This is a genomic window from Sphingobacteriales bacterium, assembly GCA_016699615.1.
Taxonomy (GTDB): Bacteria; Bacteroidota; Bacteroidia; order Chitinophagales; family JADIYW01; genus JADJSS01.
Genome location: CP064984.1, coordinates 1,884,313 through 1,907,757, shown reverse-complemented (window position 1 = coordinate 1,907,757; position 23,445 = coordinate 1,884,313). Strand labels below are relative to the sequence as shown.

Annotated in this window: 25 protein-coding genes, 1 tRNA gene and 1 pseudogene; 5 read left to right on the top strand and 22 right to left on the bottom strand. The window is 30.0% G+C overall.

Annotated features, from left to right (window positions below):
• Positions 1–510 precede the first annotated feature (510 nt).
• Both IPK18_09065 and IPK18_09060 read left to right on the top strand, forming a co-directional pair.
• The gene (locus IPK18_09065; protein ID QQR97040.1) at positions 511–1,692 is read left to right on the top strand and encodes a hypothetical protein; all 1,182 of its coding nucleotides are present in this window, start codon (positions 511–513) and stop codon (positions 1,690–1,692) included.
• Positions 1,673–3,217 carry a hypothetical protein gene (locus IPK18_09060; GenBank protein QQR97039.1) on the top strand — a complete coding sequence of 515 codons (1,545 nt, stop codon included), beginning with the start codon at positions 1,673–1,675 and terminating at the stop codon, positions 3,215–3,217. Before IPK18_09065 ends, IPK18_09060 begins: the two co-directional genes overlap by 20 nt.
• On the opposite strand, the gene IPK18_09055 is transcribed toward IPK18_09060, so the two are convergent.
• The 7 genes from IPK18_09055 to IPK18_09025 all read right to left on the bottom strand — a co-directional run bounded on the left by IPK18_09055 (position 3,207) and on the right by IPK18_09025 (position 8,981).
• Positions 3,207–4,571, bottom strand: a complete 1,365-nt coding sequence (locus IPK18_09055) for a hypothetical protein (protein QQR97038.1) — start codon at positions 4,569–4,571, stop codon at positions 3,207–3,209. The two genes, IPK18_09060 and IPK18_09055, sit on opposite strands and share 11 nt — an antisense overlap.
• A 26-nt stretch (positions 4,572–4,597) precedes the next feature.
• Positions 4,598–5,779 carry a GTPase HflX gene (hflX, locus tag IPK18_09050; protein ID QQR97037.1) on the bottom strand — a complete coding sequence of 394 codons (1,182 nt, stop codon included), beginning with the start codon at positions 5,777–5,779 and terminating at the stop codon, positions 4,598–4,600.
• An 86-nt stretch (positions 5,780–5,865) separates the two neighbouring features.
• Positions 5,866–6,381: a hypothetical protein gene (locus IPK18_09045; protein QQR97036.1), complete on the bottom strand. Its 516-nt coding sequence runs from the start codon at positions 6,379–6,381 to the stop codon at positions 5,866–5,868.
• 80 nt (positions 6,382–6,461) lie between these two features.
• Positions 6,462–7,211 carry a hypothetical protein gene (locus IPK18_09040; protein ID QQR97035.1) on the bottom strand — a complete coding sequence of 250 codons (750 nt, stop codon included), beginning with the start codon at positions 7,209–7,211 and terminating at the stop codon, positions 6,462–6,464.
• 50 nt (positions 7,212–7,261) lie between these two features.
• A complete protein-coding gene (locus tag IPK18_09035) occupies positions 7,262–7,828 on the bottom strand; it encodes an alpha/beta hydrolase (protein ID QQR97034.1) in 567 nt (188 codons plus the stop codon).
• A 17-nt stretch (positions 7,829–7,845) separates the two neighbouring features.
• Positions 7,846–8,184 (bottom strand): alpha/beta hydrolase, encoded by a 339-nt coding sequence (locus IPK18_09030; protein QQR97033.1) that lies wholly within the window; start codon positions 8,182–8,184, stop codon positions 7,846–7,848.
• A gap of 92 nt (positions 8,185–8,276) precedes the next feature.
• Positions 8,277–8,981, bottom strand: a complete 705-nt coding sequence (locus IPK18_09025; GenBank protein ID QQR97032.1) for a geranylgeranylglyceryl/heptaprenylglyceryl phosphate synthase — start codon at positions 8,979–8,981, stop codon at positions 8,277–8,279.
• A 69-nt stretch (positions 8,982–9,050) separates the two neighbouring features.
• Between IPK18_09025 and IPK18_09020 the strand changes: the two genes are divergently transcribed.
• Positions 9,051–9,542, top strand: coding sequence for a hypothetical protein (locus tag IPK18_09020; GenBank protein QQR97031.1), 492 nt, complete (start codon positions 9,051–9,053; stop codon positions 9,540–9,542).
• On the opposite strand, the gene IPK18_09015 is transcribed toward IPK18_09020, so the two are convergent.
• The 10 genes and pseudogenes from IPK18_09015 to IPK18_08970 all read right to left on the bottom strand — a co-directional run bounded on the left by IPK18_09015 (position 9,539) and on the right by IPK18_08970 (position 17,342).
• On the bottom strand, positions 9,539–10,843 hold the full coding sequence (locus IPK18_09015; GenBank protein QQR97030.1) for a ribonuclease H-like domain-containing protein: 1,305 nt from the start codon (positions 10,841–10,843) through the stop codon (positions 9,539–9,541). The two genes, IPK18_09020 and IPK18_09015, sit on opposite strands and share 4 nt — an antisense overlap.
• Position 10,844: 1 nt before the next feature.
• A complete protein-coding gene (locus IPK18_09010) occupies positions 10,845–11,846 on the bottom strand; it encodes an NTP transferase domain-containing protein (protein ID QQR97029.1) in 1,002 nt (333 codons plus the stop codon).
• A gap of 59 nt (positions 11,847–11,905) precedes the next feature.
• On the bottom strand, positions 11,906–13,015 hold the full coding sequence (gene dprA, locus IPK18_09005; protein QQR97028.1) for a DNA-protecting protein DprA: 1,110 nt from the start codon (positions 13,013–13,015) through the stop codon (positions 11,906–11,908).
• A gap of 170 nt (positions 13,016–13,185) precedes the next feature.
• A tRNA-Asp gene (locus tag IPK18_09000) sits at positions 13,186–13,262 on the bottom strand.
• A 185-nt stretch (positions 13,263–13,447) separates the two neighbouring features.
• Positions 13,448–13,897, bottom strand: coding sequence for a nuclear transport factor 2 family protein (locus tag IPK18_08995; protein QQR97027.1), 450 nt, complete (start codon positions 13,895–13,897; stop codon positions 13,448–13,450).
• 6 nt (positions 13,898–13,903) lie between these two features.
• Positions 13,904–14,461 carry a DUF488 domain-containing protein gene (locus IPK18_08990; GenBank protein ID QQR97026.1) on the bottom strand — a complete coding sequence of 186 codons (558 nt, stop codon included), beginning with the start codon at positions 14,459–14,461 and terminating at the stop codon, positions 13,904–13,906.
• Positions 14,461–14,703: a DUF4918 family protein gene (locus IPK18_08985; protein ID QQR97025.1), complete on the bottom strand. Its 243-nt coding sequence runs from the start codon at positions 14,701–14,703 to the stop codon at positions 14,461–14,463. The genes IPK18_08990 and IPK18_08985 overlap by 1 nt, the downstream gene beginning before the upstream one ends.
• A gap of 69 nt (positions 14,704–14,772) precedes the next feature.
• Positions 14,773–15,546, bottom strand: coding sequence for a helix-turn-helix transcriptional regulator (locus IPK18_08980; protein ID QQR97024.1), 774 nt, complete (start codon positions 15,544–15,546; stop codon positions 14,773–14,775).
• Positions 15,547–15,594: 48 nt separating this feature from the next.
• A pseudogene (locus IPK18_08975) lies at positions 15,595–16,417 on the bottom strand (SDR family NAD(P)-dependent oxidoreductase).
• A 91-nt stretch (positions 16,418–16,508) separates the two neighbouring features.
• Positions 16,509–17,342 (bottom strand): SDR family NAD(P)-dependent oxidoreductase, encoded by an 834-nt coding sequence (locus tag IPK18_08970; protein QQR97023.1) that lies wholly within the window; start codon positions 17,340–17,342, stop codon positions 16,509–16,511.
• Positions 17,343–17,481: 139 nt separating this feature from the next.
• Here IPK18_08970 and IPK18_08965 point away from each other — a divergent pair, with 139 nt between their 5' ends.
• Positions 17,482–17,982 (top strand): hypothetical protein, encoded by a 501-nt coding sequence (locus tag IPK18_08965; GenBank protein ID QQR97022.1) that lies wholly within the window; start codon positions 17,482–17,484, stop codon positions 17,980–17,982.
• A gap of 81 nt (positions 17,983–18,063) precedes the next feature.
• On the opposite strand, the gene dctP is transcribed toward IPK18_08965, so the two are convergent.
• From dctP to IPK18_08945, 4 genes are all read right to left on the bottom strand, one after another.
• The gene (gene dctP / locus IPK18_08960; GenBank protein QQR99322.1) at positions 18,064–18,942 is read right to left on the bottom strand and encodes a TRAP transporter substrate-binding protein DctP; all 879 of its coding nucleotides are present in this window, start codon (positions 18,940–18,942) and stop codon (positions 18,064–18,066) included.
• A 277-nt stretch (positions 18,943–19,219) separates the two neighbouring features.
• Positions 19,220–20,272 carry an alpha/beta hydrolase gene (locus tag IPK18_08955; protein ID QQR97021.1) on the bottom strand — a complete coding sequence of 351 codons (1,053 nt, stop codon included), beginning with the start codon at positions 20,270–20,272 and terminating at the stop codon, positions 19,220–19,222.
• An 18-nt stretch (positions 20,273–20,290) separates the two neighbouring features.
• On the bottom strand, positions 20,291–20,770 hold the full coding sequence (locus IPK18_08950) for a hypothetical protein (protein QQR97020.1): 480 nt from the start codon (positions 20,768–20,770) through the stop codon (positions 20,291–20,293).
• 12 nt (positions 20,771–20,782) lie between these two features.
• The gene (locus IPK18_08945; GenBank protein ID QQR99321.1) at positions 20,783–21,349 is read right to left on the bottom strand and encodes a sugar O-acetyltransferase; all 567 of its coding nucleotides are present in this window, start codon (positions 21,347–21,349) and stop codon (positions 20,783–20,785) included.
• A gap of 116 nt (positions 21,350–21,465) precedes the next feature.
• Here IPK18_08945 and IPK18_08940 point away from each other — a divergent pair, with 116 nt between their 5' ends.
• Entirely contained in the window at positions 21,466–22,287 is an 822-nt protein-coding gene (locus tag IPK18_08940) for a helix-turn-helix transcriptional regulator (GenBank protein ID QQR97019.1), read from the top strand.
• 120 nt (positions 22,288–22,407) lie between these two features.
• On the opposite strand, the gene IPK18_08935 is transcribed toward IPK18_08940, so the two are convergent.
• Positions 22,408–23,421 carry a zinc-binding dehydrogenase gene (locus IPK18_08935; protein QQR97018.1) on the bottom strand — a complete coding sequence of 338 codons (1,014 nt, stop codon included), beginning with the start codon at positions 23,419–23,421 and terminating at the stop codon, positions 22,408–22,410.
• Positions 23,422–23,445 lie beyond the last annotated feature (24 nt).

Below are 23,445 nucleotides of genomic sequence, written 5' to 3'. Positions count from 1 at the left end.
GTTTAATAATCTGTATTAATAATGAATAGAAAAAGGATAGCCGATGCTATTTTCTTGGTATTTTCTTTGTGTTGTCTATATTTATTTTTTAGAGATTATGCATTATATCTGGATATATCTATGGCAGATGAAACAGTGTATATGCAAAGAGTCTTGTATAAATTCAAGAATCTTTTAGGTTCTTTTGCGCCATTTTACACACTTACCTACAAGTTTTTCCATCTTTTTATCCAAGATTATATTGACTTGCATCACTTTGCCATTATTTCTTTATCGTGGGTGCCAAGTGTTGGTCTGTATTTTTTTCTACGTAGTAAAAATGTGCCTTTTTTTATTGCCAGCTATTTATCGTGGTGTTTATTGTTTTCCAGCTTTAATATGGCTTTCGATTGGTGGCCAAGAATTTCGCACTATTCTTTGTTCATTATTTTTATCTATTTCATTTTTATAAATTATTATACCAAAGAATATACAAAGATTTTTGTATTTACTGGATTCTTTTCGTTGTTTATGGCATTCGTTCGTCCAGAATTTATGATGAGTAGTTATGCGTTTTTCATTTTAGGTATTATATCTATACTATATCAGAAATATAAAAACAATATTTCTATTCAATCAATATTCTCAAAAAGAGAATATTTAGTGCTGATATTTATGGTACTTACCATAGCTTTATTAATTAGAGTTTGGCATTCTCCAATGTATGGTGGTCGTATGTATTATGCAATGGGACAACATTATACATTTAATACCATAAAATGGAACAAACAAGATAGATTACCTTTTATTCATTGGGAAGAAATCTTCAAAAATAAGTTTGGAAATAGCCAAAGTGTTGGTGATATGTACAAAGCAAATCCTGATGAGCTAAAGAAACATATTACTGAAAATATAAACTCATATATTTCACAGACATTAAAATTTGGAACTGAGTTATTTTTTCCAAAGCGCTTGTACGATTTTAATTCTTACTATATCTATATTTTTCTGTCAATTATATTCTCATTTGCAATTATTAAAATTGGTATTAAAGAATACCTCATTGCTTTAAAAAAAATCATCTACAAACAAGGTGTTTTTACATTATGTGCATTGATATTAATTGGACCATCAATTGTGGCATCAGTAATCATTTTTCCAAGAGAACATTATTATATATTGCAATTAGCATTCTACTATTATTTGATTTATATTTTAATTCAGCCAATATTATTGCACTTTGAAAAAATTGAAAGCAATGTTTTGTATTCAGTTTTATGTATGATTCTGGTATTTTTCATGCTTTGGAAAACGCCGAAATTAAAAGAATATCCTAGATACAATAGTTTTCATCAATACGAACAACCAAACTATGTGCCTTATATTAAAGCTGTGAGAGACTTGAACATAAAAAAACCAACAACATTTTTGGTGAGTGAAATTTTACCCATTTACATGAATGATCATTTTAAAATTTGCATTCAATTTTTAAAGAACCAAACATTTGATAGCTTGATGCATCAACAAGATATTGGAATGATGTATATCTCAGATGTAATATTGAAAGATTACAGATTTTACGAAGATAGTACATGGAATAATTTCATCAATAATTATCCAAATCTTGGTTGGGAAAAGCTACAACTACCAAACAGAAAAGAATATATTATCTATAAAAAAGATTTATTAGAAAATGAAAATAGCACAAAATAAATACCTATTAATACTACCAATTTTACTTTCTATTGTAATTGGTTTTTTTCTGTTTGTGCAAACTACAGTAGATGATGCTTATATATGTTTTAGATATGGTTACAATTTGATTAACTATGGTATTTGGAATTACAATGCAGACCACAATTTAATTGAAGCATACACGAGTTTTACATATATGATACTTTCTGTGTTTCCACCAATATTAGGCATTCAACCACAGTTGTTTTTTAAGTTTGTTACATTTATATTTTTCATACTCATCATCAGAAGAATTTATATAAGTATAGAAAATAAAAACTATGCATTATTAGCAATTTTACTTTTTGTTGCCAATTGGCAAACGCATGTACATATTTATGCTTGCTTAGAAACAATATTTTGGTTTTGGTTATTGCTAGAAGTTTTTGTTGCACTCAATAAACCAGAAATCAGCAAAGCTACGCAAAGTAAACTTTGGTTATTCGCATTATTACTTCCACTTACAAGACCAGAAGGTGCTGTAATTTCCTTATTCATATTTTTATATATTTTAATCATTAGAAAAGATAAAATCTATTATCCAATATTGATTTTATTTGGAAGCATAGGTGTTGTCTATTTTATTGTTAGATACAAATATTTTGGATTGCCATTGCCACTTTCTTTTTATCACAAATCTGTGGGCAATAACTTAGGTGTACTTGGTTTAATCTACAATTCATTGACGATTTGGCAATATTTAATTACGTTTGTTGCTGTGTATTATATATCAAAATCGCATAAGTTATTTAAGTACGTTGCGTTGTTATCAATCTTTATTTATTATTTTTTTTATGGCACTTCTGCACTTTTAATGAACTATGCAAACAGATTTGGGTTTCAACTATTCTATCCAGTTTTTGTCTTTGCATTAATTGTAGTTTTCCAACATATTAATGATGAAAAAAAGAAGAAACATATTTCTATTGTGATGCTAATATTCTTGGTATTAATAACAATAAAAGGCATCTTCGCACATAATATTGTAGAAATATCTTCTATTAAAAACAATGCATTATTTTCTTTTGCCATGCAAAAAGGACATATAAAAACTGGCAAAGCTATTGGAAATATTGGCAAGAAAGATTTGAAAGTAATGTTGGGTGATGCTGGCGTAATTCCATATCTTGGAAAATCTACATTTATAGATGTGCAAGGCTTAGCTGATGTGCATCTTTCTAAAAACAAAATAGATAAAAAATATTTTGATGAAGTGAATGCTGACTTAATTGTTTTGGTATCATTTTCGAGTGACCCAGATTATGTGCAAACTGACAAAGGCACTATGGGCATTTTGTACAACATTATACAACAAGAAAAGAGACATGAATATGTTGGTACACTAGCATCTATGCGTGGCTATTATAATTTATTTTTTTATGTAAGAAATGATAGTAAGTACAAAAATGAATTAATAAAAAATCTTGACGAAGCTATTGTTGCATCTGATGCATATACATTTTCTGCAAAAGATTTCTTGAGTTTAAAATATCTTACATTTTAATTAGTGTGTAGTTTCTGTAGACATATTTTTCCTTATCACTTACATTAAAATTTAATTTATTTACATTTTTTGTTTGCAATAAAACAAAATCTATTTTATTATTGTTTAATTCTTTTTTCCAATCATTATATTGAGTGAAACCTTTTCTTTTGATAGCATACAATTGTTGGTTCAAGCTGATATCATCAAAACAGAAAACAGTTTTAAAATCATCACAATCGTTGTTGTTCAAATATTCTTGAAATGCTTTGCTAAATAAAATCTTGTCTATTCTTTGTGCTTGTTGTTTTTCTATTATGTAGTATTTGCAATAAAAAACATTTATCACTAAAAACACAATAACTACAAATTTTATTAATTGCTGTTGTTCAAAATTTTTAAGGTGTAAAAACAAAGCAATAATTGCAAACAAAATAAAAGTGTAGAAAAACGCATAATAATACTCATGAATGATGAGTTTTTGCATGAATAACAACACAAACAATATTGTAATTATCAATGTAAATAATGTGATTTGCTTAAGTTCATTTTTTGGTGATTTAATCAAAAAGATGATTGCAAATAAAATAACTAAAACACTTGTTGGTCGCCAAAAATATGTTTTTGACCATGAAACTGTGATGCGCCAAATAGCCAAACCAATATCATACAATGACATAGAATAGATTGGTTTGCTTGATAAAAAATAATAGGTGTTGCCAAATTTGCTATTAATATAAAATGCATATAAATACCAAATAATTGGCAGACATATTAAAATAAACAAGATGATATAATTATAATTTTTAAACTTTCTTTCTTTATATTCGTACAATATTATCCCAAACAAATACAAGAAATAAGATGCTTTGAGTAGTGTTGCTAAACTCAGAAACAAAATACATAACATAAACTTATGTTTGCTTGTATGATTTGAAAAATAGAAACTCAACCCAATAATACAACAAGAAAAAGCTGGCACATCGCTTAGAAAATTTATACCATAAAAAATAATTAATGGTGATGTAAAAACAAGCACGACTGCACTTATTGAATAAAAATTGCTCTGTAAAAAATATTTTGCTAATTGAAAAAAACGATATCCTGCAACAAATAACATAATGCTATGTAGTGTTCTAAGTACTAATTCTGGATTAGGAAATTTTGCTGCAATGTAATAGAATATTGGAAATTCGGCCACACCTTTTCCATCTATTGATAATAAATTATACATTTCTGGAACAAAGAATGATGTGCCTGATTGTTTAAAATTCCAAACCATTGCTAGGCAATCAGCTTGTCGCCACAAATGTGCACCTTGAGCTGGAAAATGAATTATATCAAATACATTATAACATACTAATAAAACAATCAATATTATAATATATATTAATAAACTTCTCAATAGAAATTACTTTTATATGGATAACGTTTATGATACATATCCTGAACCATTAACACCAATGTATTTCTAAAATCATCCATTCTTTCTTTTTCGGTAGCTGCAACAAAAACACAATTTGTGTTCATTGCACTTGTCATATTTTTTTCAAATTCTTCAGACAGCTCTTTCTTGATATCTTCTGGTAAATATTTATCAAAATGTTTTTGTCTGTACAAATCCATTTTATTAAAAACAATTAATCTTGGTTGCTCCGTTACGCCCAATTCTGTTAGCGTTTCATTTACTACATTAATGTGGTCTCTAAAATTATCGTGCGATGCATCTACAACATGTATTATAATATCTGATTCTTTTGCTTCATCAAGTGTAGATTTAAAACTTTCAATTAGATGGTGTGGCAATTTTCTAATAAAACCAACAGTATCACTCAATAAAAATGGAATATTATCAATCACAACTTTGCGTACTGTAGTGTCTAATGTTGCAAAAAGTTTATTTTCTGCAAGCACATCACTTTTGCTCATTGCATTCATTATGGTAGATTTTCCTACGTTGGTATATCCAACTAATGCTACGCGTATCAACTCTCCTCTTGTTTTTCTTCGAGTTTCTTCTTGCTTATCAAGTATAGATAAATCTAATTTTAGTTTTGCAATTTTATCATGAATTACCCTTCTATCTGTTTCTATTTCTTTTTCACCTGGACCACGCATTCCAATACCTCCACGTTGTCTTTCTAGGTGTGTCCAAAGTCCTTTTAGTCTTGGTAAAAGATATTGTAACTGTGCCAATTCTACTTGTGTTCTCGCTTGTGCAGTTTTGGCTCTTTGTGCAAAAATATCTAATATCAAACCTGTTCTATCAATAATTTTGCATTTAAGTTCTGCTTCTAAATTTCGCTGTTGTGCAGGAGAAATTTCATCATCAATAATTACTGTGTTTACCTCTTCAAGTTCATTATATATTTTTATTTCTTCTAATTTTCCTGAACCTACAAAATATCTTACATCTGGATGTTGTAATTTTTGTGTAAATCTTTTTACGGTAACTGCGCCAGCAGTTTCTGCTAAAAATGCCAACTCATCTAAATATTCATCTATTAAGTGTACGGTTTGGTTGTCTCTAATAATTGCAATAAGCACTGCTCGTTCTATATATTCTGGATTGGTTTCAATCATATACAAAAGTACTAATTAAAGTTTGATAAATAAAAAATGCGTATCATTCTTGATACGCATTTATCCCAAGTTCATAGAATCAATGATTATTTCTTGTTTATAGCACTGATAATATCCGTTTTAACTTTGCTGTATTGATCTGCTGTTAATATACCTTTTAGTTTACTATCAATTTCTGCAACAATTTTGTCACTTTCTTGCTTTTGTACTGTTGCATTATTTTTATTTAAGTTACTGTTAGCATCGGATTTTACTTTTGCTTCTGTAAGCACAACCATTGTTTGCATTACTTGTACATCACTCATACCGTATTTTGTTTTCATTGTATTAATCAATGCTTGATATTCTGGAGTTATATTTTTACCTGTAAGGATATTTACTTGAGCTACTAATACGCCAAAAAATGTATTTGCTTGTGTTGCTGTAAGTGCTGACTTAAATTGATTAACATATAATGGAGTTCTTTTGTCTAGAGCTGCTTTTTGTTGGTCAATATTATTTGGATACGATGTAGCAATTGCTGCAATTTCTGCATCGTATTTTTTAGCAATAGCCAATGCTTTTGTGTATTGCGCATCAGTTAATCCTAATGATTTTTTCAATTCTGCTAATGTGTTTGCTGATTTTATTTGAGATAAATTCGCATTATTATTAACCGAAGTTGTTGTGTTCGTATTTGAGTTTACAGTTGTGCTTGATTGCTAGTACCAACTCTTGGTGTAGTATCTTTTCCTAATTTTCCAGATTTTAGTAATGTTGTAAATTGATTGTATTGTTCATCACTCAAGTAAGCTTTTACACTAGTATTTGTCTTATCTACCAATACATCAAAGTCTTTTTTTGCTTTTAGGATATTTCCCGAAGCACTTTTTGCGATACTTTCTGTACCATTGAAGAAAGAAAGATAATCTTTAGATATTTTTTGAAATTGGTTATTATCCAAAGCTAATTGTATTGCCATATTATCTACAACTTCTTGATGGTCTGCAGGCAATTTATTATACTCAGCGTTTTTAGTGTATGTATTTGGAGTAGACGTATTTGTAGATGTAGTCGTATTACTTTTAGATGTAGGTGTCTTTGTATTTGTTACACTTGCAGTTAATGTTGTATTTTTATTAAAATACGAATTATATTTCGATATCTGCGTTGATGGTGTGCTTTGTTTTAAATTTTGATTACTCTGATTTAGTATTACTTTTGCTTTTGTTGCTTTGTCTTGTGCAGAGATATTTTGTTGCATTACATCTTGCAATGCGATACTTTTATTCGTATACTCTGTTGTAAAATTACTTCTTTGTTCCTTTGGAATTTGTAATTGGATAGCAATATTATCTGCTGTAGTCTGAATATCAGATTTTGTCACAGTTTGTTCTGCCATTGTGATTTTGCTTAGTGCAATTAGTCCAAAAAATAAGTATTTTTTATGCATAATTCAATTTTGTGTAACAAATATACAAATTTTGTACCAGTTTTGTAAGTCTAATTATTTATAAACACTAAGGCATCTTGCACAGAGCGTGTTGGAATTTCTTCTTGTGGAGAATGACCTACCTTATCATATATAATTATTTTATTATCTGAAATGACTTTAAATGAATCTACCATTGCCACATTTATCAATACGTCTTCATTTCCCCAAAGTATTAAAGTAGGAATTTGCAAAACAGATAAATCTTTTGATATATCTGTTTTTATCGTTTGTACTCTATCAATAAATGCTTGTCTGTTTCCTGTTCTCATGCTCATATCATAGTACATTTGCTTGGTTTGTTCGTTTATTTTCGAATCATCAAAATACACTTCTTTTAATGTATTGTTGACCATTAATTTTGTATCTAGTTTTTTTAAAGAATTTGCTATCCACTTTTCTTTTGCCAAGCTAAATACTAATGATTTGCTTCCATTATTTTTATCCATAAAACCAGCTGCATCAATTAAAATCATTTTTGATATTTTTTGCGGAAATGTGTGGGCATAATTCCAAGCTATCTGTCCACCAAGTGAATTTCCAGCAATTACAAAGGTATCGACATGTATATTAGTCATAAACTTGTTTAAGAAATCTACATAAGATTGTATACTATAATCCTTGTCTGGTCGTGGTCAGTAAGTCCAAAGCCAGGCATATCTACTCTAATTACTTTAAAATTCTTTTTCAAAGAGTCTGTCCAAATATCCCAAGTTTGCAAGCACGAGCCAGTGCCATGTATCAAAACAATAGGTTTTCCATCTCCTTCAATTCTATAATGTACTTTCATTCCATCAATATCTATAAACTGAGAATTTTGGTTGGTGTACTTTGGAATCAGTTCTTCAACAGGAATATCTTTTTTGATTAATGCCATAAATGCAACTGCAATTATTAGCAATAGAATAAAAATTAATCTTATTATTTTTTTCATATTTATTTTTGATTAATTACGTTTTCTAAGACACATCGTTTAGATATTAAATATACATAATTAATTGTGTTTCTGATAAATTTGCATCTATTCTAAGCAAATAAGTTTTTGCCTTCTTCTATTGCAGTGCCTATTACTACAATATCTGCGCCTGCATCAAATGCAGCTTGTATTTGTGCTTTATTTCTAATGCCTCCACCAACAATTAATGGAACATTTATTTGCGACTTTACTGTTGCTATTGTATCTGTAGATACTGGAACTAAAGCACCACTTCCTGCTTCTAAATACATACAAGACAAACCTAACTGTGTGCCTGCCAAAGCTGTTAGTGCCGCAATTTCTGGTTTATGTTGTGGTATTGGTGTTGTATTGCTCATATAACTTACAGTAGTTGTAATGCCACCATCAATTAAAAGATATCCTGTTGGAATAATTTCTAAGTTGCTTTGTTGTAGTATAGATGCATATTGCACATGGTGTCCAATTAGTAATTCTGGATTTCTGCCTGATATTAAACTTAATAATAAAATTGCATCAGCGTGTGTAGAAATTTGCATGCCATTTCCTGGAAAAATAACTATTGGCTTTGCTGTGTGTTTTTTTATTTCGAGTATAGTTTTTTCTGTATTTTGCTCAGATAGTAAGCTACCACCAACAAAATAGTAGTCTACATACTCATCTATATTACTAATAAAAGAAAAAATATTATTGCGTTGTGCTTTATCAGGATCAATTAATACTGCAATTTGTTTTTTTTGCTGGTTAAATAATTGATATATGTTCTTACTTTGCATAAAATTAGCTTGAAGATATGATTTTTCTTGTATTTTTGAAAACAGATAATATAAATTATAAACCTGATTATGTTTAAAAATTTCAAATACACTTTTGCTTTAGATATTCTGTGGTTTATAATGGCTGGAATTATTGCTTATATAATCTTATTTTCTGTTCAAAATAAAATAGACGTAACCTATTTTTATACTTTATATTTTAGTTTGGTAGTTGCCATTGTTTATCTAAAATGGATAATGTATCCTACTACTTCATTTTTTTTCAATAACATTTTTGCTAAGATATTACTATTATTACTCAACTTACCATTCGCCTATTTTATATTAAGAGAATTCAATTTATATATTGAGAATATTGATGATTATTCTATTAATTTCAATCCAAATATAAGCTTTCCACTCGCTAGCAACCTTAGTGTAGACTCATTACTTTGGATAAAAAACTTGACGCTCATCAGTTTTATTTCTGTTTTAGTGATGATAGTTTTAATGCAATTTAGAATAATTTGGCTTTTGATGCGTGCTGCTAGAAGCAAATTTTCTAAAGATAGTGGGTATTAATAAGGGACAATCTGTATATATTTTTCTTGCTTTCTAATGTAAGTAATTATATCTTTTTTGGTATTGCTATATTCTTGAATAGGTCTTAAAGAATCTACTAATTCCTCAACATTTTGTATATAACTAGGCTCGAAAAAGGTATATCCGATTAGATTGCCATCCACAATATTTATGGCACATTTTTCTTGTCCACTTCTTCCATGTAGAAAAATAAAAAATCGTTGATGTGGGTATTTGTATTTTGCTAATATTTCTTCTAATCTTTGATTGTAATGAAATCTCGAATCTATTTTCTTAAAAATTGGTCCTAATCGTGATGCATTTAAAATTTGATTGAGCATACGTTCGGCTTTCAGTTTTGATGTAAATTTTATGATTGGTTCTTCTTCTTCATCTAATACTTTAACAGACAATTTATAATAACCTTCTTCGTCTATATCAATATACATTCCAACATTAAAACTATAATGCTTTTGTACTTTATTGTATCTAGGTATATGTTTTTGAATGTAATTTTCTGTCAAGAGATTTGCCAACAAATCGTTTCCTGTTATTTCAAAACTTATATCATGTGTTTCTTGGTGTAATAATTTTTTATATCTATCGAAAGATTTTTCCTTGTACATTTTAAATAGATACTCTTTAATATTTTTTGCTGCATGTACAGCAATTATATCGTTTTGTTGATTTAGAAAAAAAATAACGCCAGCTTCTTCTGATAAATTTTCTATTGCTTTTGGCGATAAATTTGGTGGAAGATTGAGTTTCTTTATATCGTCTTGAACTACTTCTTCTAAAAAATTATCATTATACTGTGCTATTATTTTTTTGAGCAATTCTACAGTTGCCTTTGCATCTCCAAGCGCACGATGCCTATTGTCTATAGAAATACCTAAATCTCTACAAATATTTCCTAGACTATGTGAGCGAAATTGAGGAAATGTTTTTCTACTCAACAAAACTGTATCTAAAGTTCTTCGAGAATATTCTATATCTATTTGTTTAAACTCATGTTTTATAAAATTATAATCAAACTTTACATTGTGTGCTACAAAAATATGACCATGCGTAATTTCTAAAACTGTTTGTGCAATTTCTTCAAACTTTGGTGCATCTTTTACCATATGATTGGTAATACCTGTAAATGTTGAGATAAATGGACTTATTGTTTTTTCTGGATTAACTAATGTGCTATATTCTTGTATAATTTTATTCCCATCAAAAATTAGAATTGCTATTTCAATTATTTTTTCTGCACTTGGATTTCCGCCTGTGGTTTCAATATCTATTACAGCAAACATATTATCTCAAATCTAATTCTGTATTATCTCCAATATTTAAACACTGTGATGCGCCTTTTATGTCTGTATCATTTCCTATTAATGATTGATGTAACATAATACTTTTCAAATTGGTATAGTCTCCAATTATCGAATCTTTGATAATGCTATTTCTAATTACGGCATTATTTCCAATTGTTACATTTGGCCCAATAATTGAATCTGATATTATTGTGTCTTTTCCAATAATCACTGGTTCTACAATAATTGTATTATGTACATTTTTTAGATTTTTTACACTCTTTTTCTTGTTGCGTTTTAGCAAAAGTGCATTCGTTTGAAGTAATACTTCTTTTTGTCCGCAATCATACCAATTATCTACTTTAAATGCTTCAAAAACTACATTATGCTTAGCTATTAGTTGTTGTATGCCATCTGTAAGCAAATATTCGTTGTTTGATTTATTTTTTTGTTTAATATTTTCTTCTAATACACTTATCAAACTTGCATATTCTTTTATCTTGTACAAACCTACCAACGCCATATTGCTCTTTGGTATTTTTGGTTTCTCTGCTACTTGAATTATTCTATTGCTTTCATCTATCTGTGCTACACCAAATTTGCGTGGATCTTCTACTCTTTTTACTGCCAAAACAGAATTCTCTGATTCTAAGATTGTATTTATGTTAGCATCAATTATTGTATCGCCAAGTACAATAATAACTTCACTATCTTTTGGAATGCTATTTTTTGTAAGCCAAATTGCCTGTCCCAAACCTTCTCTACTTTCTTGTACTACATATTTTTTATTTATATCAGGATAATTTGCTTCGACATATTCTTTAATTTTCTCGCCTAAATATCCAATCACAAATACAAAATCATTAATATTTACTGCTTTTAATTGCTCTATAATGTATCCTAAAATTGGTTTTCCTGCAACCGGAATTAAAGACTTAGGTTGAGAATATGTATGTGGTCTCAGCTGTGTGCCAATGCCTGCTACTGGAATTATTGCAATCATACTATCAAAATATATCGTATAAATATATAGAAATTTTGATTCCTATTGTATTAAAAAAATTATACTGTGGTATAATGTTTTCCTGGTAATGGTTTTATTAAGTCTTTTAGCTCTAATTGTAGTAAAATATTAGATACATAACTAATGCTTTTATTTATATTAGACAGTATTGTATCAATATGTATTTTTTTATGTGTTTGTATAAGTTGATATATACTTTCTTCATCATCATTTAATTGTATAAACAACTGTGTTTGTTTATGTTCAGTTGGTTTTTTAAAGTCAATATCCCAATTTAATAATGTAATAATATCTGTTGCATTTGTAACTAATTGCGCTTTATTTTGTTTGATTATCGCATTGCATCCAACAGAATATGTGTTATCAATATTTCCTGGCACTGCAAATACTTCTTTATTATAAGAATTTGCAATTTCTGCTGTAATCAAAGCGCCACCTTTTTCTGCTGATTCTACTACCAACACAGCATCAGCCATACCTGCTACAATTCTATTTCTACGTGGAAAATGTTGCTTATTGGGCAAGGTTTCTGAAAAAAAATCTGTAAGCAAAGCACCATTTTCTATTATTTTATTTGCCAAATTTTTATTCACACTTGGATAGATAATATCTAAACCATGTCCTAATACTGCAATATTTTGAAGTTCATATTTTACAGCACTTTGGTGTGCAACGCTATCTATTCCAAGTGCCAAACCACTTACAATACATACATCCAATGCTGCAAGTTCTTCAATAATTTGATTGGTAATTTTTCTACCATATTCTGTAGCATGCCTAGTTCCAACTACACTTAATACTTTATGCGTATTAAAATCATAAACTCCTTTACTAAACAATAAAAAAGGCGCATCGTGACATTCTTTTAACCTTGTAGGATATTCATTGTCATCAAAAAATAGGACATCTATATTATTTTTCTCAATAAACTTTATCTCTTTCTCTGCTCTTTTTAATGCTTCTGTTTTATTTTTCAAAAAGTCAGTTGCAGACTTTTCAGCAAATCCTTTTACATGTATCAATTTTTGGAATGATGCCTCGAATATTTTGGGTAAAGTACCAAAGTGTGTTAATAATTGCTGTGTAATCTTTGTTCCTATGTTTGCAGTTTGGTACAGTGCTAGCGCATATAATAAATCATCTCTCATCAGTATAATGACGTAAAAAATCAAAAAATCCATAAATTTTTATGTAAAAAATATAGGAAATAAATTAACTACGCTCAAAACATATTCAAAATGAATAATTTAGATGTTTTTTTATTGGTGTAAATTATTAAATAAAAAAACGCAACAAAAATTGCTGCGTTTCCAAATTTTGGCGGTCCGGACGGGACTCGAACCCGCGACCCCATGCGTGACAGGCATGTATTCTAACCAACTGAACTACCGAACCGTGCTTTGCTTAAAAGCGAGTGCAAATATAAAACAATTTTTGAATTCAAAAAACAAATCATTAGATATTTTTAAAAATTAAAGAAAATAAAATTTACTTTGGTAAATTATCTATTTAAAGCAATAAAATAGAAATACTCAACAGATATTATATTTTTATTAATGACTCATGTATCATGAATATATTTATCTGTTTTCTATCCATTGTACTTTTAGTTTTCTATTCAAGAAATACCATTTATTATCTATTTTTTTGTATATATCTTCATATCTAATTGGTGCAATCATAAGTTTTTCTGTATCATCGATTTTGCTATAATGATATGCTCTACAATAGACAATTCCTTCAGCTTCGGTATCAGAATTAATATCAATAAGGCTTTGTCCATTAAAATGCATTGTTTTAGGAAATGGCGATAAACTATCTATAAACAATTGTTTTAAATTTTCTTTACCTATTATTGTCTGTATTGGTGTATCAGAAGTTGAATCATAGTAAATTTCAATTTTATAATCATCAGCAAATAATGCTACCTGTTTATCTGTTTGTTTTGTATCTGCATAATTTGCGTAAAGGTCAATTATTGTACGAATTTCTCTTTCGTTATTTAAGTTGTTTGTGATTTCTGTATTCATTTTTAGTTATTTAATATTTTTAGAATCGAATAAATTTTCATCATAATAAACTACATCGCTATCTACAATTCTGGCTGGAGCAGTATAACGATGTTCTTCTGATTTTGCAACGCTCATAATATGTAAAACTGTCCAGCCTTTAGTTTTTAGATAATCGGAAACCATAGAACGATGACAACGCCACCAAAGTACCTCAGCACACATATATGCAGTAGCTTGTTGTTGTGCAATTTGTTCTAATTCTATAATTGCATTTTTAAAATTATCGGTTTCCATATAGTCAGCATATCCTCTAAAAGAATCATTGCGCCATCTTGTATTTTTAGAATCTTTTTTTACTTTCTGTCTTCCACCTAAACTTAATAGATGAAGGTACTGAATGTCATTTTCTGGTAAAATAATTTGTAAGTTTTCTTTATCGAATTGCGGAAATTTTCGTGAACCAGGCAGACTTCTAATATCTACTAACATCATTATACCAAAAGATTTTAGCATGGCAAGAAATTGCTCAATGCTATGTATTGAATGGCCAATAGTATATATTGTTTTCTGTTTTTCTTGCATTATAATTTGCCTTCAAATGTTAGAATATATTTATCAATATACAATTGTTTTTCTTTTGATTTATACTGCTGAATATACCTTGGATGTTCTAAGATACATATTCTATCAAATAGCTTAATTTCAGAATTTATTTTTGTAATAAAATCTTCATTTTTCTTTCCTAAGACATATATTTCAGAAGTATCTAAATCAATTTTAATTTGCTTGTTGAATGTAATTATTCTTTCTGCAATGTTTTTCATTATTTTATGTTACAAATAAATTTACATTTTTTATGGTAAGTTATTCTACGAATGATGTTATTTATCTGTCTAACCAAATTTTGATGCATTTGTACCAAATCTATTTTTAAATGCTTTAGAAAAATGAGAAAAATTTTCGAAGCCTACATGATAATATACTTCTGTAGGTTTTTGATTTTTTTCTTGAAGTAAAAATTTTGCTTCTTCTAATCGTTTGTTGAGTAGCCATTTTTCTGGCGTGTCATCGAATACTTTTTTAAAATCTCTTTTAAAAGTTGAGATACTGCGTCCTGTTAATCTCGCAAATTCTGCAATAGAAATATTGAAGGTGAAATTTGTAACCATATATTTTTCCAAATCTATTTTATATGGTTCACTCAAATCAAACAAAATATTTTTTATATCAGGATTGCTGGATAATAATAATTCAATAGCTTCATTGGTTTTGATGTCTGCCATTTTTTCGCTGAACTTATTAGGCTCATCGAAATAAGGAAATAAAGAATTCCAAAATGCTCTGATAAAACGATTATTACTTAAATCTATAATTGGTTCTCCTGTGTATTTTTCTTGTACAGAAATTTTTTGAGCCAATGCATAATTGCGCAAAATTTCATCGCTAAAAATAATATTGATGGCTTTGAATGGTTGTCCATTTTCAGCTGGAATTTTCAATACTTTTACCAATTCATTTTTTCTGATAAGTGCAATATCGCCAACTTCTGCAATAATCTTAGTATTGGAAAAATTCATTTCTAATTTACCAGAAACTATATATCCTAAAACATGGTAAGGAACAACTTGCTCATCAGAATATTTTTTGGCTTTATCACAACTAAACAAGATATTGCTTACGAGAAAACTTTGATTATTTTGAATCATCATCTCAAATTATTTATAGAATGTATTCATGATTAATTTATCAAACATGGCATCGCTTAACAACCATTTCATAAAAAGTATTGGTTTTGCCATAGCACCTTTACGTAACGTGCTTTTGGATTTTTGATTCTATCGCTTTTTTAATTAATTCAGCAATAACTATTGGCTCTGGTGCGCTGTTGTTTTGCTCCATATTTTTTACAAAGTTGTACATTTTATTAGCATATTCTGAATAAGCAGAATCTTTAGAAGCTTCTACCATTTTACTAAAAGCAATGCTGCCCCATTCGCTTTTTATGCCACCTGGTTCTATCACTACTACGTTAATGCCAAATGGTTTTACTTCTAAGCGAAGGCTATCGCTTAATGCTTCTACTGCAAATTTACTTGCGTGGTACCAACTTCCCATAGGATTAGAAACTTTTCCGCCAACCGAAGATACATTTATAATGCTACCACTTTTTTGTTGTCGCATATAAGGCAAAACTAATTGCGTAATTCTTGCCAAACCAAATACGTTTACTTCCATTTGGTATTTCGCATTTTCTATTGAAACATCTTCAAATGCACCATATTCGCCATAACCTGCGTTGTTTACTAAAACATCTATTTTTCCTTCTTTTTGGATGATAGTATCAATAGTATTTTTTATGGATGCTTCATCTGTAACATCCATTGCTATAGTTTGAATACCTAACTTATTTAATTCTTCCAACTTATCTACACGACGAGCAACGCCATATACTTTATAGTTGTTTTTTGCTAAATAGATAGCTGTTTCTCTGCCAATTCCAGAAGATGCTCCTGTGATTAAAATAACTTTTGTTTCCATTTTTTTTTATTTTTAATAGTACAAAGTTATGGTGTGTTGTTTTAATAGATTTTGCTTACAAGTTCAATTTATTTTGCTCAGCAGTTCAAATTTATAACTGCTCACTCATTTCCCATAATCTATTTCCAATGTTACTGTCCAATTTTTCGTTAAATGAAATCATCTTTTTATCTTCTTTAAAAAATAAACCAGATACATTTTCTACTTCATGTGTTGTTGCTAAATAACTTGCAATATCGCAAACATCTTTTTCGGATGGTTTGAATAATTTTGTTGCTATTTTTAAATACCATGGTGCATTTGCCATTAGATTAGATTTAATTGGACCAGAGTTAAAGATATTAGCAGTAAGCTTAGTGCCTTCTAATCTTTTTGCTAATTCTAATGTGAAAAATAATCTAGCATACATGGCATTTGCTGCTGCTTTTAATCCATTGAAATTATTGGTGTATTGTAGGTTGTCGAAATCTAATTTGGCATTTTTTAAAAATAGCGCATTGCCACCAATGGTAATAATGCGAGCAGGATGATTAGCTTTTAAAATATCTAACAAGTTGGTGGTTAGCCAAAAATGACTCATGTAGTTGATAGCAAAACTGCTTTCTATATTTTCGGTAGTAAATTGCATTTCTGAAAACATAGCACCTACGCAATTGGCTAGTACATGTAAATTGTCGTATTTGTTTTTAAAATCTTCAGCAACCTTTTTTACAGAAGTTTTTAAGGATAAATCTGCCAATAAATATTCTGTTTTATTGTTGCCTGTTCGTCGTGCAATTTCTTCTATTGTTGCTTCGCAATTTTGTGCATTGCGACCAATAATAACAACTTTATTATTTTGTTGCACTAAGCTAATGGCAGTTGCTTTTCCTACGCCAGATGTGCCACCAGTAACTAAAAATATTTTGTTGTTATCATTATTCATTTGTTGCTTTCTTATTTCAAATATAAATAAGTTATTTTTATCTGATTGATTTAATATAATAATGACACGAATGTATTAATAAAAATCATAGGTGTATTTGAAGCAAATTAATTAAATTTGAAACTAAAAAAATATAACCATGTTACAACATATCTATCAATATTATAATGGAGAGAAATTAGGAGTACCTTATTTTGTTTCAATAGGAATCATTTTTCTATTAGTTGGACTTTTACTTTGGTTGAAATTTTTTGAAAATCCCATATCAAAAGGTTTTGGCACAGGTTTGTTTATCGTTGGTATTATTTTAGTCGTAGGTGGTTTCTCTGCTTTAAAATTCAACAATCAAAAGATTGCACAATTATCAACAAGACAATCGGAAACAGAACTTGTATTGAAAGAATCAGAAATTATAAGAATGGAAAAGGTAATGAACGTTACCTTTCGTTATGCTTTTATTGCATTTGCTACTATCACAACTATACTTATTTGGATAACTGTATTTACAAAAAGCTACTATTGGAAAGGATTTTCTATTGCGTTTATTTTATTAGTATTAATACTGTTAATTTTTGATACCTATAATTCAAAAAGAAACGCAGCCTATTTTGAATTGGTAAAAGAATATAAAATTGAATAAGCTCAACTATTTGATTGAATTAAATTTGTATATTCGTGGAAAATATAAATAGCTTACAAAATTGTTAGCGTCTAATTTCAACTATTTTCTTAACATGTTTTTCATTTTTTCTAAAATGCTATTCAAATCATTTACACTTTTTAATTCTTGTTCTTTTATCCAATCTTGTTGTATCAAATTGTATTGAATATTGTTCTCAAAATCCTTTACTTCTTTCTTTGAAAGTACTCTATATTTTACACCTTTTTCTGCCAATTTTACTAATTGTTCCTTGTAGCTTTCATCCATTATTTTGCCCAATTTTTTATAGGACTTCGCAGCAGCTCTTAGTATGGCATCTTTATCTATTTGCTCTAACCTTTCCCAAATATTTTTGTTGATGGATACAATATAAAGATGTCCTAACCAGAGCTTTTTTGATGTCAGAAGATACGGAGCTTGTTCATACACTTTTAATTGATAAGCACCATCTATGTTTACCATTAAACCATCTAATCTGTTTTCTTCAAATGCTTTATATACTTCTGGTCCCCAGGGAATTGAAACAGGTATGGAACCAAATTTTTTAAGATAATCTCTATGCCAAAAACTTGCAGTTCGCCAAGTTTTATTTTTTAAATCCGATAGTGAGTCGATTTGATTTTTACTGAAAAAACCAACGCCATATCCTGTGGAAAGAAATATCGGAACCACATTGTTTTGCTGAAGTTCTGTTGTGAATTCAGGAACTGTTTCAAACATTTTTCTAAAGAATGATACTTGTTTTTTGCCACTTGGTCCTACCAAAAAACTTTTAAAAATTTGCAGACGAGGCAACTCTTTTGCTGCATATTCTGGAACAATTGTTGTTATATCAATCGTATCGCCTTCGCCAATTTTCTTTAAAGCATCATAAGAAATAGAAAGTTCACCATTCCAATACGCATCGGTCTTTATTCGTCCTTTTGACTCTTTTTCAATCGCAGGAAAAAAACATTTTTCAAGAACAAAGTTCTCATTTCATTTGGCGATTCGTGGTCGCTGTATTTCAATGTTTTTTGAGCTTGAGAAAAAGATATTAAGAAAAATGAACAAAATTAAGTGAGGAAATATTTCATTTTGAATAAGGTAAGTTTTTTTAGGTTTAAAAATTATATAGCGAAGCCGTATTCAAATTTAAATTTTCATTTTTTATTTTGCCACGAATACATGAATTATTTTTATTCGTGCATTAGTGACAATATTTAAGTATTAAATTTTACTTCAAATTCTCTTTAAAGAAAGATTCTAATTTATCAAAAGGAATTTTATTCATTTTATCGTATAAATCTACGTGGACAGCATTAGGAATAATCAGTAGCTCCTTTGGCTCGGTTGCGTTTTTATAGGTGTCCTCGCTCATATATCGTGAATGTGCATTTTCGCCTGCAATTAACAGTATTGGTCTTGGTGCTATTTCTTTGATATAGGTCAGCAATGGCATATTCATAAAGGACATTGCATTAGTGGCAGTCCAAGCTCCATTGGAGTTTAATGAACGTTCGTGAAAACCTCTATCTGTTTTGTAATAATCATAATATTCCCTTACAAATTGTGGTGATTTTTCATTGGTCTGCCCTAATCCATTTTCCGGATATTTTGGTGTACCGTTTTTTGCATCTTCCCAACGTTGCAAGCTCATTTCTTCCAGAATTTTTGTGCGTTGTTCGGGTGTCATCGAACCGAAATAGCCCTCGGCATTCACACGTGAAATGTCATACATACTGGTAGTAGCAACGGCTTTTACGCGTTTATCTACAGCGGTAGCATTTAAGGCGAAACCTCCAAAACCACAAATTCCGATAATTCCGATTTTATTTCTATCGACTTCATTTTGTAATCCAATAAAATCTACGGCAGCACTAAAATCTTCTGTACTAATGTCGGGCGATGCAATGTTTCTTGGTTCCCCGCTGCTTTCTCCAGTATAAGAAGGGTCGAAAGCCAATACTATAAATCCTCTTGTTGCCAATTCGTTGGCATACAATCCTGATGATTGTTCTTTTACTGTTCCGAAAGGTCCGCATATCACTAATGCGGGAAGTTTTTGTTCGCCTATATTTTTTGGGGTGTACAAATCGCCAACTAAAATAATACCATAGCGGTTTTTGAAGTTTACTTTTTTGCGTGTTACTTTTTCATTGAGTTGAAATGTATAATGGTCAATATTTTCCATTTTGTTTGATTCTTTCGATTTTGATTGTTGAGCCTGACTAAAGGTAGTTCCCATAAAGAAGAACACCAATGCAAGGGTTGTGATTATATGTTTCATTATAAACTATTTTAAAGATTATTCTAATTCAAATTTTACTGTTGGATTGCCTGTGCCTAAAGCAGTTGTTAAGCCCTCCGTATTATCTATTTTCCCAATTTTGGTGTAGGAATAGGATGTTGAAAACGTTTTGTAAAACAATACCAAAACATTGTTGCCGTAAAGCATTAAATCGCCATTTTGAATGATTCCCGGATTACTTGCGTTTGTAGGTAAACTATTAGGCAAATCGGCATATTTTTCATTATTGTTCAACTCATTCATAGTAAGCGTCATGGGCAAGAGTGCTTTAAAGGCTTTTGCAGAAGCATTATCTAGTAATGTCGCCGTGAATGCCGTGTTATTGATGGTGATTATTAAATTCATTGATTCTGATGTATTGGTGCTATCTGTTGGGTTTGTTACCGTTGGATTATTAGTTAAGTTACCATCATTTTTTGAACAAGCCGAGATACTCAAACACAAAAAACTCATTAGTGTAAAAAGTAGAGTTTTCATTGTAAATTATTTTTAAATTTCTTTAATAATTTTCGCAGGAATTCCGCCAACAATGACATTGTCAGGAACGTCTTTAGAAACGACTGCTCCTGCTGCAACAACCACATTTTCGCCAATAGTAACCCCTTGTAAAATGGTGGCATTAGCACCAATCCAAGCATTTTTTTTGATGTGAATTTTCCCTGTTGTCAAGGTTTGACGTTCTTTGGGAGAAACTGGGTGTCCTTCGGAAAGCAAACTCACTTTTGGGGCAAGCATTACGTTGTCTTCAATGGTAACACCTCCTAAATCGAGAATGGTACAATCGAAATTGACAAACACATTCTTCCCGATTTTGGTATTCTTTCCGTAGTTGATTTGAAAGGGTGGGAAAACGGTTGTAGTATCTGCTATTTCAGAGCCTGTAATTTGGCTTAACAGTTTCCTGATTTCTCCTAAATCTGTTTCGCTGTTCAATTGCACTAACAACTTACGTGTTTCGTTACACGCATTTCCGATGTGGAAATAATCTTTATCACCAAACGAAACAGCTTCGCCATTTAAAAGCCTTTGAAATATGTTTATGCTCTGTGTTTCCATCATTAAAATTTTTCTATTACAAAGATAAAGTGATAATTTGCTACATTTGTTACACATATTTCTATAATAATGTCAAATATCACCTATTTTGCACCGCAATGATTATTTAAATTCAAATGGAAAGCAAGCAACGAATTATCTTGATGGATGTCGGTAGATTAAAAGATTTGCCAAGGCAATTTCTAACATTCTATCAAACACATATTTACTGCCATAAAGGCAAACTCGAATTTATATTTAAAGACAGAAAATATGAATGTTTAAAAGGTGGTTTTGTATTTTGGTTTGCAGAAAGTGATGTTAAGGAAATTTCATTTTCAAAGGATTTTGAAGCAAGTGTTTTGTTGGTAGAAAAGCAATTTTTAATGGATAATATACCAGACAGAAACTGGAGTATTGACGTTCAACTGTATTCTCGCGATAATCCTATTCAGAAAATGAACAAGCCGAGTGACAAGGTTACGGTGCTCAAAAATTTCAATCGGCTAAACGATTGTTATTTAGAAAGCAAACATCTTTTTTATGAAGATGTGTTGCGACTAGAAATGAATTTATTCTTATTTCAAATGTGGAATATTTTCTCAAATGCTTACCAAAGAAGAAAACGAACCGTGCAAACTGGGACTTTGTACGAACGTTTTCAAAATTTAATTTTAGTGCATTGTATGCAGGAACGGGAAGTGCAATTTTATGCTGATCAACTACACATAACCGCTAAGTATTTGAATTTTATTTGTAAACAAAATTCAAATACAACAGCTTCAGAATGGATTCAACGAAGTGCGAAAGATAGGATAGTTTTACTATTACAGAATAACAACTTTAATATTTCGGAAATAGCCGATGAAATGAATTTTTCGAGTCGTTCATTCTTTACACATTATGTAAAAAAACTAATAGGTATGACACCGAAAGAGTATCGGGAAAGATTGAGTTAGTATTGAAGTGTCACAAATTCCCGAATGATTTTACTCGTGTATTTGTGGCATAATAATTCAATTAAACGCCTCTAAAAAAGCCATAAGGAATTTGATTAGTGTTACTTAAAAACAACACCATTACTCCATCACTAAAACTATTTTTCCTTTTGCTTCTCCATTTTCAATCATTCGGTGGGCTTCTTTGGCATCTTTTAGCGGCATTCTTTTGAATACATTTGGATTTATTTTTCCCTGTTTCAATAATTCGAAAAGCGTAGCTAAGTCTTGCTTAAAAAATTCGTGTTGTTTTTTATGCCAATCGCCAATCAAATAAAATTTAGAATTGGGTTTGGTTGGTAATAAATCCCAAATCATAATCTTGATGAAGTCAATGTATTTATTGCCACCTTTTCCACTTGCTGCATTTTGAAAACCAAAACCGACTAAGGTTCCCTCTTTTTTCAAAGTCTTTAAGGAACGAGGGAAATAATCGCCACCCATAGGATCAAAGACGGCATCTATTCCGCCCGGTTCATTTTGTTTTATAACTTGTAAAAAGTCTTGGTTTTTATAATCAATAAATATTCCTCCAAAACTTTCAATGTATGCTTTTTGGCTTGCTGAAGCGGTGCCATACATTTTCAATCCCATTAATTGACCCAATTGCAAAAATGCAGTACCAACAGCACCACCTGCACCGTGAATTAAAATAACATCGCCCTTCTTTACCTTGGCTACACGATGTAACATTTGATAGGCTGTAACATAAGTAAGTATTAAACTTACTGCGTCCGCATCGTCCACACCGTCAGGTACAATGGCGAGTTTATCAGCCTCCAAAATCATATATTCTGAATAAGCACCAATTACAGTAAGTTCAGCTACTTTTTGACCAACTTTTAGATTGTTTACGCCACTTCCTAATTTATCGACAACACCCACCATATCATAACCTGGCGAAAGCGGTAACATTTTTTTTGGAACATCGGGATAAATACCTCTGCGAATTAATGTATCAGTATAGGCAGCACTGGTTGCCAATACTTTTACACGCACTTGTCCTACCTTAGGTTCTGGAAGCTCGTTTTCGGTAACATATTTTAAAACATCTATATCTCCAAACTCTGTTAGTTTAATTTTGTGGTACTGCATTTTTATTATTTTTTAGTGTTAGGA